Here is a 15468-nt window from a genome sequence, read left to right on the forward strand (position 1 = left end):
GCCTCGTAGGAGGGTAGAGGCGCGGGAGGGGCGATCGGGGACAGGCGGGCGTCAAAATTCATAGGCGACGCCCAAGGTGACGGTGCGGCCGCTGCGGGTGCGAGCCAGCAGGCGGTCGGCGGCGATGTCGGCGAACTGGTCGATGGCCTGGTCGGTGAGGTTCAACCCCTCGATCACGACCTTCAGCCCGCGTCCCGCGTTGAAATGCGCCGCGGCGTCGATGTTGTTCATGGCGTGGAAGCCGGAGCCGACATTGCCGTTGCCGCCGGCCCCGTCCAGATAGCCGTCGCGGTAGGCGCCGGAGATCCGCGCGCCCCAGCGGCCGGTCTCGTAGTAGAGCGTGGCGTTCCAGGTCCAGGGCGACAGCTGCATCAGGTCCAGCGACACCGGCTTGCCGTCGATGATCACGTCGGAGCGGCCGTGGGCGTAGGTGATGTTGCCGGTGAAGCCCAGCCTGTCGAACGGGGCCGGCAGGAAGTCGAAATCGCGCTGGGCGGCCAGCTCGACGCCCGAGATCGTGGCCCCGTCGCCGTTCACCGGCTGGTTGACGTTGTAGATGATCGAACCGGTCTGGCCCGGATTGAGGAACTGCAGCGGATAGCCCGTCGACCCATAGGGCGCCGTCGCCGTCTCCATGGTGATGAACGACTCCATGGTCTTGTGGAAGACGCTCAGCGCGAACGCGCCGACGCGGCCCTGGTAGAGCTCCAGCGACGCCTCGACCGAATTGGCCATGAATGGGCGCAGGTCGGGATTGCCGACCGTGATCGTGCCGCCGAACGGCGCGGCGTCGACGCTGGCGGCGGCGCGCAGGTCGGCCAGGCTGGGCCGGCTGATGTCGCGGTTGGCGCCCAGGCGAAGGACGACGTCGTCGCCAAGGTCCCAGGCCAGGTTCACGGCCGGCAGCACCCCGTCGTAGCGGTGGGCGATCACGGCGGGGGCCAGGGTCACACCGTTGCTGACCATGCCGGCCGAGGTCAGGCGGGTGTTGTAGTAGCGCAGTCCGGCGTCGGCCCGCAGGCGCCGTCCGGCCAGTTCTCCGTCGAACTGGTACTGGATGTAGGCCGCGGCCGTCTTCTCGGTCAGCGAATAGTCGGAGCCCGGCTGGTCGTCGGCCTGGGACAGGTCTCGCTTCTGCCCGAGCAGGGCGTAGACCGCGTCGACGTCGCCGACGATGTAGGGGATCAGCGAGCGCTGGTCGGAGACGTATTTCACGCTGGCCGGCAGGACGGGCGTACCGTCGTAGTCGACCCGGTTGCGGCGCTGATAACCGTCGTTGCGGAACAGCTTGTACTGGACGCCGGCCTTCCAGACGGATCGGGGCCCGGCCGTATAGAGCAGGTCCATCTTGCCGGTCGTGAAGTCGTTGACGATGGCGTCCTCGCGCGTGTCGGCCCGCATCAGGCTCCAGGCGTCCGGATCGGTCGGGTCGAAGCCGTAGGTGTTGGCCCCGTCGCGCCCCGGCCCGCGCAGGTCGAAGGCGAAGGCCTTGCCGCTGGCCTGCAGGAAGACCTTGTCGAACACCGGCCCTTCGAAGTCCGAGCGCGAATGGCCCACCATGCCGCTGACCTCCAGGGTGCGGCTCAGCCGGGTGCGGCCGTTGAGGGCGACCTGGGTGAAGACCGTGGAGTCGGTCGAATGCTTGTGCTCGGTCCGCAGGTCGACGCCGTCGAACGCCGCCTGGACCACGTCGTCGCCCCGGATGACCACGCTGTTCAGGCGCTGCGTGCCCAGGATGTCGCCGGTCAGGCCGTTCTTGCCGGCCGAGGCCAGGGAGAACTCGTCGCGATCGTTGCTCAGCCGGCCGTAGAGCAGGTCGATGTCGAGGCTGGTGTCGGCGCTGGGGCGGTATTGCAGGGCGCCGGTGAGGCCCAGGCGCGCGCGGCGGTCGAACCAGGTGGAATAGGTCTGGGCCTGGGGGGCGCGGACGCGGTCGTCGCCCTTGGCGTTGACCAGCCGGTCGCGGTCGGCGGCCGAGACGCCGGGGCCGATATTGGCGGCCGCGACGTTGATCGGGGTCCAGCCCCAGTTGCGGTAGCCGTACTCGTTGACGTCGCTCTCGCTGTAGGCGGCCGAGACCAGCAGGCCCACGTCGCCCCAGCGGTCGGAGATCAGTCCGGCCAGGCGCGGCGTGACCCCGTCGGTCACGCTGTTGCCCAGGGCCTTGACCGTCAGGGCGGCCTTGAAGCCCTGATAGTCGAACGGCTTGGCGGTGCGCAGCTCCACCGTGCCGGCCACGCCCCCTTCGTCCTCGTCGACCGCATAGGCCTTGCGCACGGTCACCCGGTTGAACAGCTCGGAGGCGAAGATGCTGTAGTCGAAGGCGCGGGTGCGGCTGACCGAGCCGCGATTGTCGAAGCCCGACGCCGTCGAGGCCGAGACCTCCATGCCGTTCAGCTGGGTGCGGGTGAAATCGGGACCCAGGCCGCGCAGGGCGATCTGACGGCCTTCGCCGGTGTCGCGCGAGATCGTCACGCCCGGAATCCGCTGCAGCGACTCCGCCAGGTTCAGGTCGGGGAAGGCGGCGATGTCCTCGGCGAGGATGACGTCCTGGGCGCCCAGGGCCTGGCGCTTGAGATCGCGGGCCTGCGCGAGGCTGCCCCGGAACCCGGTGACGATCACCTGCTCCACCTCGACCGGCGCGGCGTCGGCGGCCTCGGTCGAAGCGGGCGGGGGAGGGGCGGCGTCCCACGGGTCCGCCTGGCCCAGCACGTAACCGCCGGCCACGGGTCTCATCCGCAGGCCCTCGCCGCTGATCAGCAGCGCCAGAGCGTTCTCGGGCCGCAGGACGCCGAAGACCCGCCGTCCGCGTTTGCCGCGGATGTCGACGAAGGTCATCACGGGCGCGTCGGCCTGCTGTGAGAAGACGCGGAGGGCGTTGGCCAGGTCGCCCTGGCTGATGTCGAACCGGCGGGGCGCGGCGCGGATCTCGGCCTGGGCGTGGTCCGGCGTCAGTCCCGACAGGAGGAGGGCGGTCGCGAACGCCGGAAGCGACGGCCGGGTGAGCAGAGCCGCCTTTCGCCACCCCATGTTTCGCAGTCGACCGTCACGTTACGCCCAGCGCGTCTCCTAGCCGGATCGCATGTCACTTATTTGAAGCCCGGTCGCTAACGGCGAAGCTTCAGCCGGAGGTTGGTCTGGCGCCCGAAGCCGGTCAATCGCAGGTGGTCGGACCCGAAGTCGAGCACCGCATAGGCCGTCTCCTCGGTGTCGAGCATGCCCTTCAGGTTCACGCAGTGCAGGCCGCCGGTCTCGCCGTAGTTGCCGTCGTGATTGTGGCCGTTGATCCAGACCTTGGCGGCGCGGTGGCGGACCACCAGGTCGGTCACTTCCGTCGCGTTCCACAGATTGTGCGGGTTCGCCGGGAAGATCGGGAAATGGCAGTAGAGCGCCGCCTTCAGGCCGCGCCGCCCGGCGTCGGCCAGGGTCGCGTCGATCCATTGCAGCTGGGCGGCGCCGATCCCGCCGTCCCAATCGGGCGCGCCCGGGAAGCGTTCGCGGTGCAGGCGCTGGCTCAGCGCCAGCTCGGGGCTTCCGGCCGGCCAGCCGTATTCGCTGAGGTCGTTGCCGTCGAGGGCCAGGAACACCCAGCCGCGGGTCTCGAAGCTGTAGTAGCGCGCCGGCATGCCCAGCCGGGCGGCGACCAGGGCCTTCTTGTCGTCGTCGACCGCGAAGTCGTGGTTGCCCAGCACGAACCGCCAGGGATGGCGCAGGGCGTCGATCGCAGGCTGCTGGGCGTCGAAACTGGCCCAGCCCTGGTCGATGAAGTCGCCCAGGTGGACCACGTGATCCAGCGCCAAGGTGTTGAAATGGTCGACGGCGGCCCGCAGCTTGGCCGGCGAGCGGCGATACATCCGCGCGCCGTTGTCGTCCTGATCCGCATACTGACAGTCGGCGACGGCGCCCACGCGCAGCGGCCCCGAGCCGGAGCGCATGGGGGCGGCGAGGGCGGCGGACGCCGCCAGGCTCATGCCCGACGCCAGGAATCCGCGCCGATGGAGGAGGGGAAGGGCCATGGCGGCCTCCGGTGTCGGAATACAAGAAAATCCCGTCCGGCGCGCAGGGGGCGACGCGCCGGACGGGTCCTCGTCGACGGACCTAGAACTCGTAGGTCGCGCCGATCAGGATGGTCCGGCCGCTGCTGACGTTCACCGTGGTCCGCTGGGCCGTCACATCGGTGTACTGGATGACGTGCTGGTTGGAGAGGTTGATGCCCTCCAGGGTCAGCTTCAGGCCCGGCGTGACGTTGTAGTGGGCCGAGAAGTCGATGTTGTTCGTCGCCTTCACGCCGTCGCCGATGTTGCCGTTGCCGCCCGCGCCGGTCAGGTACTTGTCGCGGTAGGCGCTGGAGAGGCGCATGCCCCAGGTGTCGGTCTCGTAGTAGATCGTGGCGTTGGCGCTGTACTTCGACAGGTTGATCAGGGGCAGGGTGACCCAGTTCCCGCTGATCAGCACCGGCGAGGAGCCGTCGGCATAGGTGCCGTTGGCCACGACGCCCAGGTGGTCGAAGGGCGCGGGCAGGAAGTCGAAGTCGCGCTGGAAGGCGATCTCCAGGCCCTGGATGTCGGCGCCCGGACCGTTCACCGGATGGCTGACATTGTACATGATCGAGCCGTCCTGGCCGGGCAGCAGGAACGACAGCGGATAGCCGGTCTGGGAGTAGGGCATCACGCTGGTCTGGCTGGTGATGAACGACTTCAGCTTCTTGTAGAAGACGCCGACCGAGAAGAACCCGACGCGGCCGTCGTAGAACTCCAGCGAGCCTTCCATCGAGTCCGAGGTGAACGGCGTCAGGTTCGGGTTGCCGGTGCTGATCGTGCCGCCGAACGGGGCGGTGGTCAGCGAGCCGGCGGCGGCCAGGTCGCCCAGGGCCGGGCGGCTGATATCGCGGTTGGCGCTGAAGCGGGCCACCATGCCGTCATTGATGTCGACGGCGACGTTCAGGGCCGGCAGGACGCTGTCGTACTTGTGCTTGATCGACACCGGCTGGAGGCTGGTCCCGGTGTTCAGCATGCCTTCCGAGGTCAGGTCGGTGGAGTAGTAGCGCAGGCCGGCGTTGGCCCGCACGCCCTTGCCCAGGATCGTGGTGTTCAGGTCGTACTGCAGGTAGGCCGCCTGGGTCTCCTCGGTCACCGTGTAGTTGGTGCCGGGGGTGGCGAACTTGGCGCCGAGGGCCTGCAGGTCGCGGACTTGGCCGATCAGGGCGTAGACCTGGTCGACATCGCCGACGATGTAGTTGCCCAGGGTCTTGAACGGCACCGTCATCTTCAGGGTGTTGGGGATGGCCGTGTTGGCCGGGACGTTCTTGAACTCCTTGTCGCTCCACTGGGCGCCGCTGTTGACGAACTTCTTGTACTCGACCCCGCCCTTGAAGGTGGAGGTCTCGTTGGCGGCGAAGAGGGCGTCGAACTGGGCGTTGGTGTATTCCGAGGAGATGCGGTTTTCCTGGGTGTCCATCCGCATCAGGTCCCACTTGGCGGGATCGGTCAGGCCGGCGTCATAGGTGTTGACCGGCATCTCGGGACGGTCGTCGAAGCTGAAGGCGTGGTTCTTGGACTCCAGGAACACCTTGTCGAACACCGGCAGGCTGTAGTCCGACTTCGAATAGCCCACGAGGCCCTTGAGCAGCAGCTTGTCTGTGGCCTGGTACGAGCCGTTCAGCGCGGTCTGGTAGAACTTGGTCTTGTCTTCCTCGCGGTTGAACTCGCTGCGCAGGTCCACGCCCGTGTAGCTGGAGGCGATCAGGGTGTTGCCCTGGATCACCGCGCTCTGCATCACCTGGGCGCCGGTGATGTTGCCGGTCAGGCTGTTGATGCCCGAGGTGGCCAGGGCGAAGTTCTGGCGGCTGTTCTCGAGCTGGCTGTACAGGGCGTCGAAGCCCAGCTTCAGCTTGTCGCCGGGCTCGTACTGCAGCGACAGGGTGGCGCCCAGGCGTTTGCGGCGGTCGTACCAGGTGGAATAGGTGTCGGCCTGGGGCGCGAAGATGGTCGGGGTCGCGGCCGTCAGCTTGGCCGCGTCGGCGGCGCTGACGCCCGGACCGATGTTGCCCGGATTGGCGCGGATGGCGCCCCAGTTGAAGCTGCGATAGCCGAACTCGTTGGAGTCGTTGACGCCGTAGGCCACCGAGGCCAGGGCCCCGAAGTCGCCCCAGCGGTTGGAGACCAGGGCCACCACGCGCGGCGTGACCTTGTCGTCGGCGTTGCTGTTCTGCTGGGCCTTGGCCGACAGCACGGCCTTGAAGCCCGGATAGTCGAACGGCTTGGCGGTGGTCAGGAAGACCGTGCCGCCGATGCCGCCTTCGTCCTGCTCGGCCGCAGACGACTTCTGGACGGTGACGCGGTTGAACAGCTCCGAGGCGAACAGGCTGTAGTCGAAGCTGCGGGTGCGGCTGACGCCGCCGCGGTTGTCCATGCCCGAGGCGGTGTTGCCCAGCACTTCCATGCCGTTCAGCTGGGTGCGGGTGAAGTCGGGGCCCAGGCCCCGCAGGGTGATCTGCCGGCCTTCGCCGGAGTCGCGCGAGATGGTCACGCCGGGAATGCGCTGCAGCGATTCCGCCAGGTTCAGGTCGGGGAAGGCGGCGATGTCTTCCGACACGATGACGTCGGTGGCGCCGACCGCGTCGCGCTTCAGGTCGCGCGCGTGGGCCAGGCTGCCGCGGAAGCCGGTGACGACGATCGTCTCGACTTCGTCGGCGCCGGGCTGGGCCGGCGTCGCGTCGGCGGCCAGGGCCTGGCCGGCGGCGACGGCCAGCAGGCCGGTCGCCAGCATGGTGGTGGTCATCCAGTTGGATTTGGTGCGCATGGTCTATCCCCGATCGGTCGCCGTCGGGGACCATCCCGCAGCGCCGTCGGGAGGGGAGAGTTTCGAGCCGGACGTTCGGGGACCGGGTTTTGTGTGAAGTGTTTTTGACAGGCGCGGTCGCAAGGCTTCGACCGGAACGATGGCGGTTCCTGAGTGTGGGAATTATTTCCTATTACTGGTTCGGCGGTGTCGCTGACTTTGATAGCCGCGACTAAATTTCGCCGCCGATGCGCTCGATCTCGTTGGCCAGTGCCGGCAGGTCGAGAATCCGCAGGGTGCGGCCTGTCTGGGAGACGATCTTCAGGCCGGCCAAGCGGTTCAGTTCACGCGTCACGGGTTCGCGCTGGCTGCCGACCAGAACCGCCAGTTCGGCGTGGGTGGGGCAGGGGTGGATCACAGCCTGTCGACCGTCGCCGCCCGCTGACGCCGCCATGCGCAAAAGCTCGATATCGACGCGACAGGCCACCGAGACGGCGTTCAATTCGAACAGGCGATCGGTCAGCGAGCGGGTCAGGCTCGCCAGGTCCTCCAGAATCGCCCGCATGAAGCGCGGCGATCGCTCGAACAGATCCAGGATCAGGGCCTGGGGCAGGCGGGCGACGCGCACGTCTTCCAGCGCCATGATGTTCACGGAGCGGGGCAGTCCGTCGATCGCCGAGATCTCGCCGAAATAGCCCCCCGGCGAAATGCGCCGATAGCCGACCTCGCGGCCCGACCGGGCGTACTGGTTGGCCAGCAGCGCGCCCTCCAAAAGCAGATGGACGCCGCCGTTCTCATCCAGCCGCTGGACGATCAGCTCGCCCTTGCCATAGTTAAGGTGCTCGATCTGGGGCGCGAGGGCTTCGATCTCGTCTCGCGCCATGTGCCGGAACAGCCGGTTGGTGCGATAGTCGCCTTCTGGCGACGACGTGACCGGCGTATGGCTCGGAGCGAGCGGGGGCGAGGGGGGAATCACGGCCATCGAAAACGCTCCTGCACAGTCGATTCAGGGACGACGAATGAACAGCCGACCACGCTACCGGGCCTTTATCAGCTATAGCCACCAGGACCGCAAAGCCGCGGATTGGCTGCATCGCGCGCTGGAGGCCTACCGTGCGCCGCGCCGCCTGGCCACGATCGGCGGCGGGGAGTCGACGCGGCGGCTGACGCCGATCTTTCGGGATCGCGACGAGTTGAGCGCCTCGCCCGATCTGGGCGAGGTGATCCGCGACGCGTTGGACCGCTCCGACGCGCTGATCGTGCTTTGCTCCCCGGCCTCGGCGAGCTCGCGCTGGGTGGACCAGGAAGTGTCGTACTTCCTGAGGGACCACGGCCTTGGCCAGGTTCTCTGCGTGCTCACCCCCGCCACGCCGAGGAACGCGCTTCTGGCCACGGTGTTGCCGCCGGCCCTGCGGGCGGCCCTGCCGCCGGGCGTCGAGCCCCTGGCCGTGGACCCGCGGCGCGACGCGGACGGACCGCGTCTGGCGCGGCTGAAGATCGCCGCCAGGCTGCTGGACGTCAGCCTCGACCAGTTGGTCCAGCGTGACGCCCGCCGCGGCATGCGGTTGATGGCCGGCTTCAGCGCCGCCGCCCTGGTCGTGACCCTGGCCATGGGGGCGATGACGGTCGCCACGCTGAAGTCCCGCCAGATCGCTCGCGACCAGCGCGACGAGACCGAGGCCCTCGTGGCCTACATGCTGGGCGACCTGCGCGAACAGTTGGAGCCGGTGGGCCGCCTCGACGTCCTCGACGGCGTCGGCTCCAGGGTGCTGGCCTATTATGGCAAGGCGCGCACAGATCGGCTCGACGACAGGGCCCTGGCCCAGCGCGCCAAGGCCCAGACGCTGCTGGGCACCATCCGGGAGCAGCGCGGCGACCTGGCCGGGGCCCGCGCCGCCTTCGGTCAGGCCGCGTCGACCACGCACGAGCTGGCCGCCCGCGCGCCCAACAACGGCGATCGGATCTTCGACGAGGCGCAGAACGTCTACTGGCTGGCCTATATGGAATGGCGCCAAGGCAACACCGCCGCCGCGGAGCGAGGCTTCAATCGCTACGGCGAACTCGCCCAGACCCTCGTGAAACTCGACCCCGCCCGCGCCGATTGGCGGCTGGAAGTGGCCTACGCCAAGAGCAACCTTGGCACCCTGCTCATGGAGCAGGGGCGGACGGATGAGGCCCTCGCCACCTTCCGCGCCGCGTCCACCGCCTTCGAGGCCGAACGGGCTCGCGCGCCTGACGATCAGGACCGCCTGGTCGACGCCGTGGACGCTCACGCGTGGGTGGCCGATTCCCTGGTCAAGCTGGGGCGTCCCCGCGAAGCCTTCGCCGAGCGCGAGGGCGCGGCGAACCTTCTGGCCCAGGCCTCGGCCAGGACTCCGGCGGACAAGCCGCTGGCCGCCCGCAATCTGGCCGCTCAATTGGCCCTGGCGCGGCTGGAGCTGGACCTGGGGCGGACGGCGCAGGCCCGCGTACGGTCGGACAGGGCCATGGAGGGGTTACGCAAGCTGGTGGCCCTGGACCCGACCAACACCCGATGGCTGGAATATCTGCTGATCGGGCAGATGGACGCCATCGACCTGGCGGCCTGGTCGGGCCAACTGCCCGACGCGCGCGCCGCCCACGCCGAGGCCGCGGCCATGCTGGCCAGGCTGCGCACGGGCGATGAGGCCAAGGCCTGGCGCGCCGACCTGGACGGTCGCCTGGACCAACAGGCGATCACGCTCGCGCGGCTTGCCGGCGACCCCGCACGGACACGGAACCTGGCGTTGGCGCTGCTGGATCACCTGCGTCGCGCGCCGGTGTCGCACGAAGCCGTGGTCGAGCGGGCGGTGCTCTACGGGACGGCGCACCTGGCGGCGGGACAGCCGGCGGAGGCGGTCGCGACCTTGTCGCCTCGGCGTGGCTCGCTTTCTCCGGCGGGCCGTGACGTGCTGGCGCGGGCCTATCTCGCCCAGGGCCGGCGCGATCTGGCCGACGCGATCGTGCGCGACCTGAGAAAGCAGGGCTACGCCCATCCCGGCTTTCTTGCATTCTGGCGAGAGTCGCCTCTAGCTGGCGCCACCGTAGAAGGGGGTTTCACATGACAGAGTCACTACCGATCATCGAATTGGTCATCGGCATCGCCGACAACGTCAACTTCATGAACGTTCTCGATCCCAACAATCCGGTCCCGCTGTCGCTGAAACTCGAAGCTCCGAGCCGACTGGTCTTCCGGTTGAGCGACGACCTCGTCGGCGTCGACTGGACGTTCCAGAAACGCCCGATCCTCTTCACGGACGACTTCGGGATCAACTTCTCCAGCTACACCTGGATCGAAATGCTCTACGACGTGCCGCAAAAGCCCTTCACGTGCTTCACGGTCGTCTATGAAGACAATCGGGTCGGCGAATACGTCTACAGCCTGTACATGACCGACTCGCACAAGCAGAACATCACTCTGGATCCAAAGATCGAAAACGGCGCGGGCCGCGTTCCCTGATCGAGGCCACGACCTTCGACAAGGACAAGATCGGCGCGCTGATCCAGCGCGGCGAGATTCTCGCCGCCTACGATCTGGCCCGCGCCGCCCTCGAAGCGGGCGAGACTTCGCGCGAGATCGCCTGCAAGGCCGTGCTCTGCCTGGCGCGGGCCGGAGCCATCGATTTCGCGCGGGTCGAATATGTTCGCCTGGGCCTGGATCGGGTTGACGACGATCCCGACGCGATCGCTCTGGGCGCGCGTCTGCTGAAGGATGTCGCCCTGACCGCGCGCGAGCCGCGCCGGACGGCTTTCGCCAAGGCGTCGACCCGCCGCTACGATGCGCTGTACCAACGTTTCGGCGGCCTCTATGGCGCGGTCAACGCCGCGACCATGACGCTGATCGCCGGCGATCGGGCGGGCGGACAGGCCCGGGCGGCCGCGGCCTTGCGCGTTCCGCCGCCGCGGGGACTGACGGGGGAGGCGGCCTATTTCGCGGCCGCCAGCCGCGCCGAGGCGAGCTTCTTGATCGACGACATCGAGGCGGCGCGGGCGACGATGGTCGAAGCGCTCGCCTGCGCGCCGGGGGCTTTCGCCGCCCACGCTTCGACCCTGCGCCAGTTGGAGATGCTGTGCCGCGAGACCGGCGTCGATCCCGCTTGGCTGGCGCCCTTCCGACCGCCGGTCTGCGCCCACTTCACCGGCCACATCCTGGACGCTTCGCGCGAAGGCGCGCTGGCCAGCGGATTGGACGGCGACCTGCGCCACGAGGCCGACCGCGTGGTGCGGGGGCAGGGGATCGGCTTCGCCTACGGCGGCCTGGCCGCCGGCGCCGACATCGTCTTCGCCGAGGCCGTGCTGGACGCCGGCGCCGAACTGCATCTGGTCCTGCCGGTGAATCTCGCCTCCTTCGTCGCGGTGTCGGTCGCGCCGTTCGGGCGCGATTGGGTCGAGCGCTTCGAGCACTGCTTCGCCCGCGCCACGTCCGTGCGCTACGCCTCGCCGGACCCCTATGTCGGCGACGAACAGGTCTTCGCCTACGCCAGCCAGATCGCCATGGGCTGCGCGGTGCTGCGCGCCCAGACCCTGTCGACCGAGGCGATCCAGGTGGTGGTGTGGGACGGACACGCAACCGAGGGACTGGCCGGCGCGGCGGTGGATCTGGCCTATTGGGCGAAGGGCGGGCGTCGGCAGGAGATCATCGCCGTTCGACGGCCGCCGTCGCTCCCGCGCCAACGGTCCGACCAAGACGCGGACGCACGGACCTCACGAGCCATGAAGGCCATGCTCTTCGCCGACGTGAAGGGGTTCGGGGCTCTGCGCGACGATCAGATCCCGGCTTTCGTGGCCACCGTGATGGGTCAGATGGCCAAGGTCGTCTCGGGTCTCGACGCGCCGCCGCGCCATGTCGAGACCTGGGGCGACGGCCTGTTCCTCGTCTTCGACCATCCGATCGACGCCGCCTTGGCGGCCCTGGCTCTCCAGGAGGCTCATCGGGCGCTGGACCTTCGGGCCCTTGGTCTGCCGCGCAGCTTGGGCCTCAGGATCGGCGGGCACTATGGGCCGGTGCACCTGAGCACCAATCCGCTGACCAAGGCCCCGGCCGTCATCGGCGCCCATGTGGTGGTCGCCGCGCGCATCGAACCCGAGGTCGCGCCCGGTTCGGCGTGTGTCAGCGAAGCCCTGGCCGGAGCGCTGGCGGTCTTTCACGGCGACCGGGTGCGCTGCGGCTATGTCGGGCGGACCCGGGGACATAAGGACGTTGCGGCGATCCCGATCTTCAATCTCACGCGAGCCTGACCGTCCCGGCCGCGAGGTAAACTGGCGCCTTTATTTCTGACGATGTGCAAATCCGCACATCCGCGCGCCGACCCCTTCAGCATCCTTCGAGCGTAGGCCGCGACGATCACAGTCGGGCGGCTGCAAAACGTCTCTGTCGATCGCCATCGTTGGAGTGTCGCTACGACCTACACCGCGTTCGGCCAGTCACCGCTGGTCGTTCGAGCCGCCTCCGGACCCGACCGTCCCCATCGGTCGGGTCCGTCTTCCCGGCCTTTTCGAAGTCGTATCGCCGCTCCAACGCCGCCTTCACGTTGCATCAGGAACCCCGCCATGTCTCTCGACGCAGCTGTCCTCAAAGGATCCCAGGCCACCCACGATTCATTCGCCAGCGCGCTCGCCTCCGATCCCGCCGCGGGCATCGTCAAGCACGCCGTAAAGATCTGGGCGCGCGAGCATGGCGTCGCCGAAGACGACATCGCGCGCCTGGCCGAAAGGGTCATGGAAGCCGCGCGTTCGGCGATCCACGAGCAGAAGGTCCGGGCGGTTGCGTAGCCTGGCGACGCTCAAGAGCCTTGGCGCCATCCTGGCTCAGGCCAGGAGCCTCATCGTCGGCGGCGACGCGCGCGCCGCGCCGCCCCGGATGGAGGAGGCGCTGTCCGCGCCTGTCCCGGAGGCAGACGCAAGGAACGCCTGGGAGCCGGCGACGCAAGACAAGGGCTTCTGGGCCACCATGGCCGGAGCTGACAGGCGGTTGGCCGACCTCAGGCGCGCGATCGATCAGGCCGCGGCCGAGGCGATCGCCCGCGAGTCCGGCGTCGAGGCCCCGTCGAGCAACGATCCCGATCCGCTCGGCGAGAGCCGATTCGCGAAGGCCAACCGGGTCGTTGCCGACGCGCTGGGGCACGGAGAGTCCGATCCCGTCGTCGACCGGATGAATTGACGGCGCAGCGGCTTTCGGTGTGGCGGGAGCGGCGCCTGAAGCGTTCAGGCGGGGCGGGCTCATACGCCAGCCGCACCGCCTTGCCCTTGGGGGAGGGCAGTCGGATGGGCGTGCCCGCGAACGGGCCGCGCCCATCCGACCCATTTCCGGCCTGATCGCGATCTCAGGTCCGCAGCCACATCATCGTCTATAGGAATATGTTCCTATAATAGCATCGCGCTACCGCAAGCAATCGCCAGCGCCGGATTAGGAATATTTTCCCATTATGATCGGCGGCCGCCATCGTAGGTCGCTGTAGAACGCGACCGGCTTGCCGTGGACTTCCAGGCAGCCCTGGGTCGCGGCGAAGTCGGCGAAAGTTGACTCCGTCTCTACGAACCGCGGATGCATCAGCCGGCTGATGGCGTCGTCGATATAGACCAGCAGCGTGCATATCGGGCCACGATCCTCGATGTCGCTGTCTCCAGTAGTCGCGACAGAGATATAGGAATATTTTCCTAGTTTTGACCACAGCCACATTTGCCTGCGCGGCCAATCGGGGGTGAGGAATATATTCCTATTTCTGGAAGCCGAAAGCGCAATCGGCCGATTTCTCAAGGCTCGGCGCTGAGGACTGGGCAAAGGGCTTGCGTCTTCCGCAAAACTCTTTCGCTCACGGATCGTATGGCAAGTAGTTTGTGAAAGGGGTTGGCCGGCCTGGGGCAGGGCGGCTGGCTGCTCTTTGAGCGCGTCAGCCGACGCTGAACATATGTCCGCTCTGGTCGCGCCGCTTGGGCCCCTTGCGGCTGCGCTCGGCCTGCGGCTGGGCGTCCTGATAGAGCTTGATCATTTCCAGCAGGGGACCCAGGCGCTTGTTCTCGACGACGGCGGCCTGGTTGACCTTCCGGATCTTGTCGAAGGTCCGGTAGGAGAGGGGCGTTCCCTGGTAGCTGATCACCAGGCGCCCGTCGGGATAGTCGGCGACCGTGACCCGCTTGCCGATCGCCGCCTGGGCCGCCTCGGTCGGGTCCAGGATGAACAGCACCTTGTCGTATTGCAGGGTCAGCGACTGCGACAGCGTCCGCTCGACCTGCCAGCTGAAGGCGTCTTCCAGCCGGTCGCGCGGGCCCATCGGCCGGTGCAGGTCCTTGGCGTTGGCCGGGGGCTTGGCGAAGCGGGCGTTGTAGTCGGCCACGAAGCCCGGAAGGAAGGTGTTGCCGGCCTCCAGGGTGCTGACGCCGGCCAGGCGCATCTCCTTGACCAGCCGGTCCTGCAGCGTCTTGTTGGCGCGCTCGACGCGGCCCTTGGCCTGGCTGGTGTTGGCGCAGATGATCTCGATGTTCAGCGCGTGCAGGGCGCGGCCGAACTGGGTCATTCCATCGCCCGTGACGCCGGCCTTGGCGACCCGGAACACCGAGTGCTTGTCGCTGTAGAACGCCACCGGTTTGCCGTGGGCCTCCAGGTAGCCCTGGGTCGCGGCGAAGTAGGCGAAGGTCGACTCCGTCTCGACGAACCGCAGGTGCATCAGCCGGCTGGTGGCGTCGTCGATATAGACCAGCAGCGTGCACATCGGGCCACGGTCCTCGAACCAGCGGTGCTCGCTGCCGTCGATCTGGATCAGCTCGCCGACGCAGTCGCGCCGGTAGCGCGGCTGGTGGATCCTGCGTCGTCGCTTCTTGCGGTCCTGCCAGAAGCCGGCGGCGATCATCCAGCTGCGGACCGTCTCGCGGCCCAAACTGATGCCGTGCAGCTCGCGCAGCTTCTCAGCAGCCAGCGTAGGACCAAAGTCCGCGTAGCGCTGGCCGATGATCGCTAGCGCCGCGCTACGGACGTCGTCGGGCTTGCGCCGGTTGCTCGGCCGGCCGCGCTGCTTGGAGATCAAACCCTCGACGCCGCGGGTCCGCAGCGCCTTCAGCAGCCGCAGCGTCTGCCTTCGACTGACGCCCAGGAGCTGGGCGGCGGCGGCCGCTGTCAGCCGCTGACTATCCAGATCGCGCAGCACCTCCAGCCGCGCCAGTTCCTTGTCGCTCATGCTCCGAACCGCCATCCCAGGCCCTCCAGACAACACGCTGGAAGGGTGACATGCCTAACTGGCACGGGGGTGACATTCTCATCCGGCCGCTACAAATGTATATCGTCTAAGTAATATTATCAGAAATAATGTCTCTGGCGATCCTGGCGTGGATCTGGACCGCCGGCGTCGCCGCCATCTTCGTGGCGCGGACTTCTGAGCGCTCCACAGCGGCTGCAGCCGGCTGGCGTGACGACGAACGGCCAAGCGCCCGCCCGTCACGAGCCCGGTTGTCTCTGAGCCGCCTCGACCGTCAGAACGTCTGAGTCAGGCCCGCCGTCAGGCCGCAAGGTTCCGCCGCATGGGCCCGCGACCCGATCATGGCCGACAGGACGGCCGCGCCGAAGATGATGGCGATGAGGCCTGCGCTTTGCCAGAAGTGCGATGTGTGCATGACGTGCTCCCTCAGCCTCCACAGATTACGCTTTTCGCGCCGTGGGCCAATCGGGGGGAATCCTGA

The 15468-nt window shown here is 68.0% G+C and carries 11 protein-coding genes and 1 pseudogene; 5 read left to right on the forward strand and 7 right to left on the reverse strand.

The window, feature by feature from the left end:
• Window positions 1-51: 51 nt before the first annotated feature.
• The 4 genes from BR39_RS0124510 to BR39_RS0124525 all read right to left on the reverse strand — a co-directional run bounded on the left by BR39_RS0124510 (window position 52) and on the right by BR39_RS0124525 (window position 7762).
• Window positions 52-3030: a TonB-dependent receptor gene (locus tag BR39_RS0124510; protein ID WP_029917163.1), complete on the reverse strand. Its 2979-nt coding sequence runs from the start codon at window positions 3028-3030 to the stop codon at window positions 52-54.
• Window positions 3031-3107: 77 nt separating this feature from the next.
• Window positions 3108-4016 carry a metallophosphoesterase gene (locus tag BR39_RS0124515; protein ID WP_035019067.1) on the reverse strand — a complete coding sequence of 303 codons (909 nt, stop codon included), beginning with the start codon at window positions 4014-4016 and terminating at the stop codon, window positions 3108-3110.
• Window positions 4017-4098: 82 nt separating this feature from the next.
• Window positions 4099-6801: a TonB-dependent receptor gene (locus BR39_RS0124520; RefSeq protein ID WP_029917168.1), complete on the reverse strand. Its 2703-nt coding sequence runs from the start codon at window positions 6799-6801 to the stop codon at window positions 4099-4101.
• 211 nt (window positions 6802-7012) lie between these two features.
• The gene (locus BR39_RS0124525) at window positions 7013-7762 is read right to left on the reverse strand and encodes a Crp/Fnr family transcriptional regulator (RefSeq protein ID WP_029917170.1); all 750 of its coding nucleotides are present in this window, start codon (window positions 7760-7762) and stop codon (window positions 7013-7015) included.
• A gap of 37 nt (window positions 7763-7799) precedes the next feature.
• Here BR39_RS0124525 and BR39_RS0124530 point away from each other — a divergent pair, with 37 nt between their 5' ends.
• The 5 genes from BR39_RS0124530 (at window position 7800) to BR39_RS0124550 (ending at window position 12958) form a co-directional block, all read left to right on the forward strand.
• A complete protein-coding gene (locus BR39_RS0124530; RefSeq protein WP_029917172.1) occupies window positions 7800-9863 on the forward strand; it encodes a TIR domain-containing protein in 2064 nt (687 codons plus the stop codon).
• Window positions 9860-10258 (forward strand): hypothetical protein, encoded by a 399-nt coding sequence (locus BR39_RS0124535; RefSeq protein WP_029917174.1) that lies wholly within the window; start codon window positions 9860-9862, stop codon window positions 10256-10258. Before BR39_RS0124530 ends, BR39_RS0124535 begins: the two co-directional genes overlap by 4 nt.
• Window positions 10259-10389: 131 nt before the next feature.
• Window positions 10390-12036, forward strand: coding sequence for an adenylate/guanylate cyclase domain-containing protein (locus tag BR39_RS0124540; RefSeq protein WP_029917176.1), 1647 nt, complete (start codon window positions 10390-10392; stop codon window positions 12034-12036).
• A gap of 312 nt (window positions 12037-12348) precedes the next feature.
• On the forward strand, window positions 12349-12570 hold the full coding sequence (locus BR39_RS0124545) for a hypothetical protein (protein WP_029917178.1): 222 nt from the start codon (window positions 12349-12351) through the stop codon (window positions 12568-12570).
• Window positions 12563-12958 (forward strand): hypothetical protein, encoded by a 396-nt coding sequence (locus BR39_RS0124550; RefSeq protein WP_029917182.1) that lies wholly within the window; start codon window positions 12563-12565, stop codon window positions 12956-12958. The genes BR39_RS0124545 and BR39_RS0124550 overlap by 8 nt, the downstream gene beginning before the upstream one ends.
• 288 nt (window positions 12959-13246) lie before the next feature.
• Here the strand turns inward: BR39_RS0124550 and BR39_RS27205 are convergent.
• The 3 genes and pseudogenes from BR39_RS27205 to BR39_RS26655 form a co-directional block, all read right to left on the reverse strand.
• Window positions 13247-13408, reverse strand: a pseudogene (locus BR39_RS27205) (ISNCY family transposase); the annotation flags it as partial.
• A gap of 280 nt (window positions 13409-13688) precedes the next feature.
• A complete protein-coding gene (locus tag BR39_RS0124560) occupies window positions 13689-14984 on the reverse strand; it encodes an ISNCY family transposase (RefSeq protein WP_029917184.1) in 1296 nt (431 codons plus the stop codon).
• A 277-nt stretch (window positions 14985-15261) separates the two neighbouring features.
• Complete coding sequence (locus tag BR39_RS26655; protein ID WP_156035883.1) at window positions 15262-15402, reverse strand: hypothetical protein; 141 nt, start codon at window positions 15400-15402, stop codon at window positions 15262-15264.
• Window positions 15403-15468: the final 66 nt, after the last annotated feature.

The organism is Caulobacter sp. UNC358MFTsu5.1 (genome assembly GCF_000712075.1).
Classification (GTDB): domain Bacteria; phylum Pseudomonadota; class Alphaproteobacteria; order Caulobacterales; family Caulobacteraceae; genus Caulobacter.

Excerpts from the sequence above, each read along its gene's own strand:
- BR39_RS0124510 (WP_029917163.1), bottom strand. The coding sequence starts at position 3,030 with ATGGGGTGGCGAAAGGCGGCTCTGCTCACCCGGCCGTCGCTTCCGGCG.
- BR39_RS0124515 (WP_035019067.1), bottom strand. The coding sequence starts at position 4,016 with ATGGCCCTTCCCCTCCTCCATCGGCGCGGATTCCTGGCGTCGGGCATG.
- BR39_RS0124520 (WP_029917168.1), bottom strand. The coding sequence starts at position 6,801 with ATGCGCACCAAATCCAACTGGATGACCACCACCATGCTGGCGACCGGC.
- BR39_RS0124525 (WP_029917170.1), bottom strand. The coding sequence starts at position 7,762 with ATGGCCGTGATTCCCCCCTCGCCCCCGCTCGCTCCGAGCCATACGCCG.
- BR39_RS0124530 (WP_029917172.1), top strand. The coding sequence starts at position 7,800 with ATGAACAGCCGACCACGCTACCGGGCCTTTATCAGCTATAGCCACCAG.
- BR39_RS0124535 (WP_029917174.1), top strand. The coding sequence starts at position 9,860 with ATGACAGAGTCACTACCGATCATCGAATTGGTCATCGGCATCGCCGAC.
- BR39_RS0124545 (WP_029917178.1), top strand. The coding sequence starts at position 12,349 with ATGTCTCTCGACGCAGCTGTCCTCAAAGGATCCCAGGCCACCCACGAT.
- BR39_RS0124560 (WP_029917184.1), bottom strand. The coding sequence starts at position 14,984 with ATGGCGGTTCGGAGCATGAGCGACAAGGAACTGGCGCGGCTGGAGGTG.
- BR39_RS26655 (WP_156035883.1), bottom strand. The coding sequence starts at position 15,402 with ATGCACACATCGCACTTCTGGCAAAGCGCAGGCCTCATCGCCATCATC.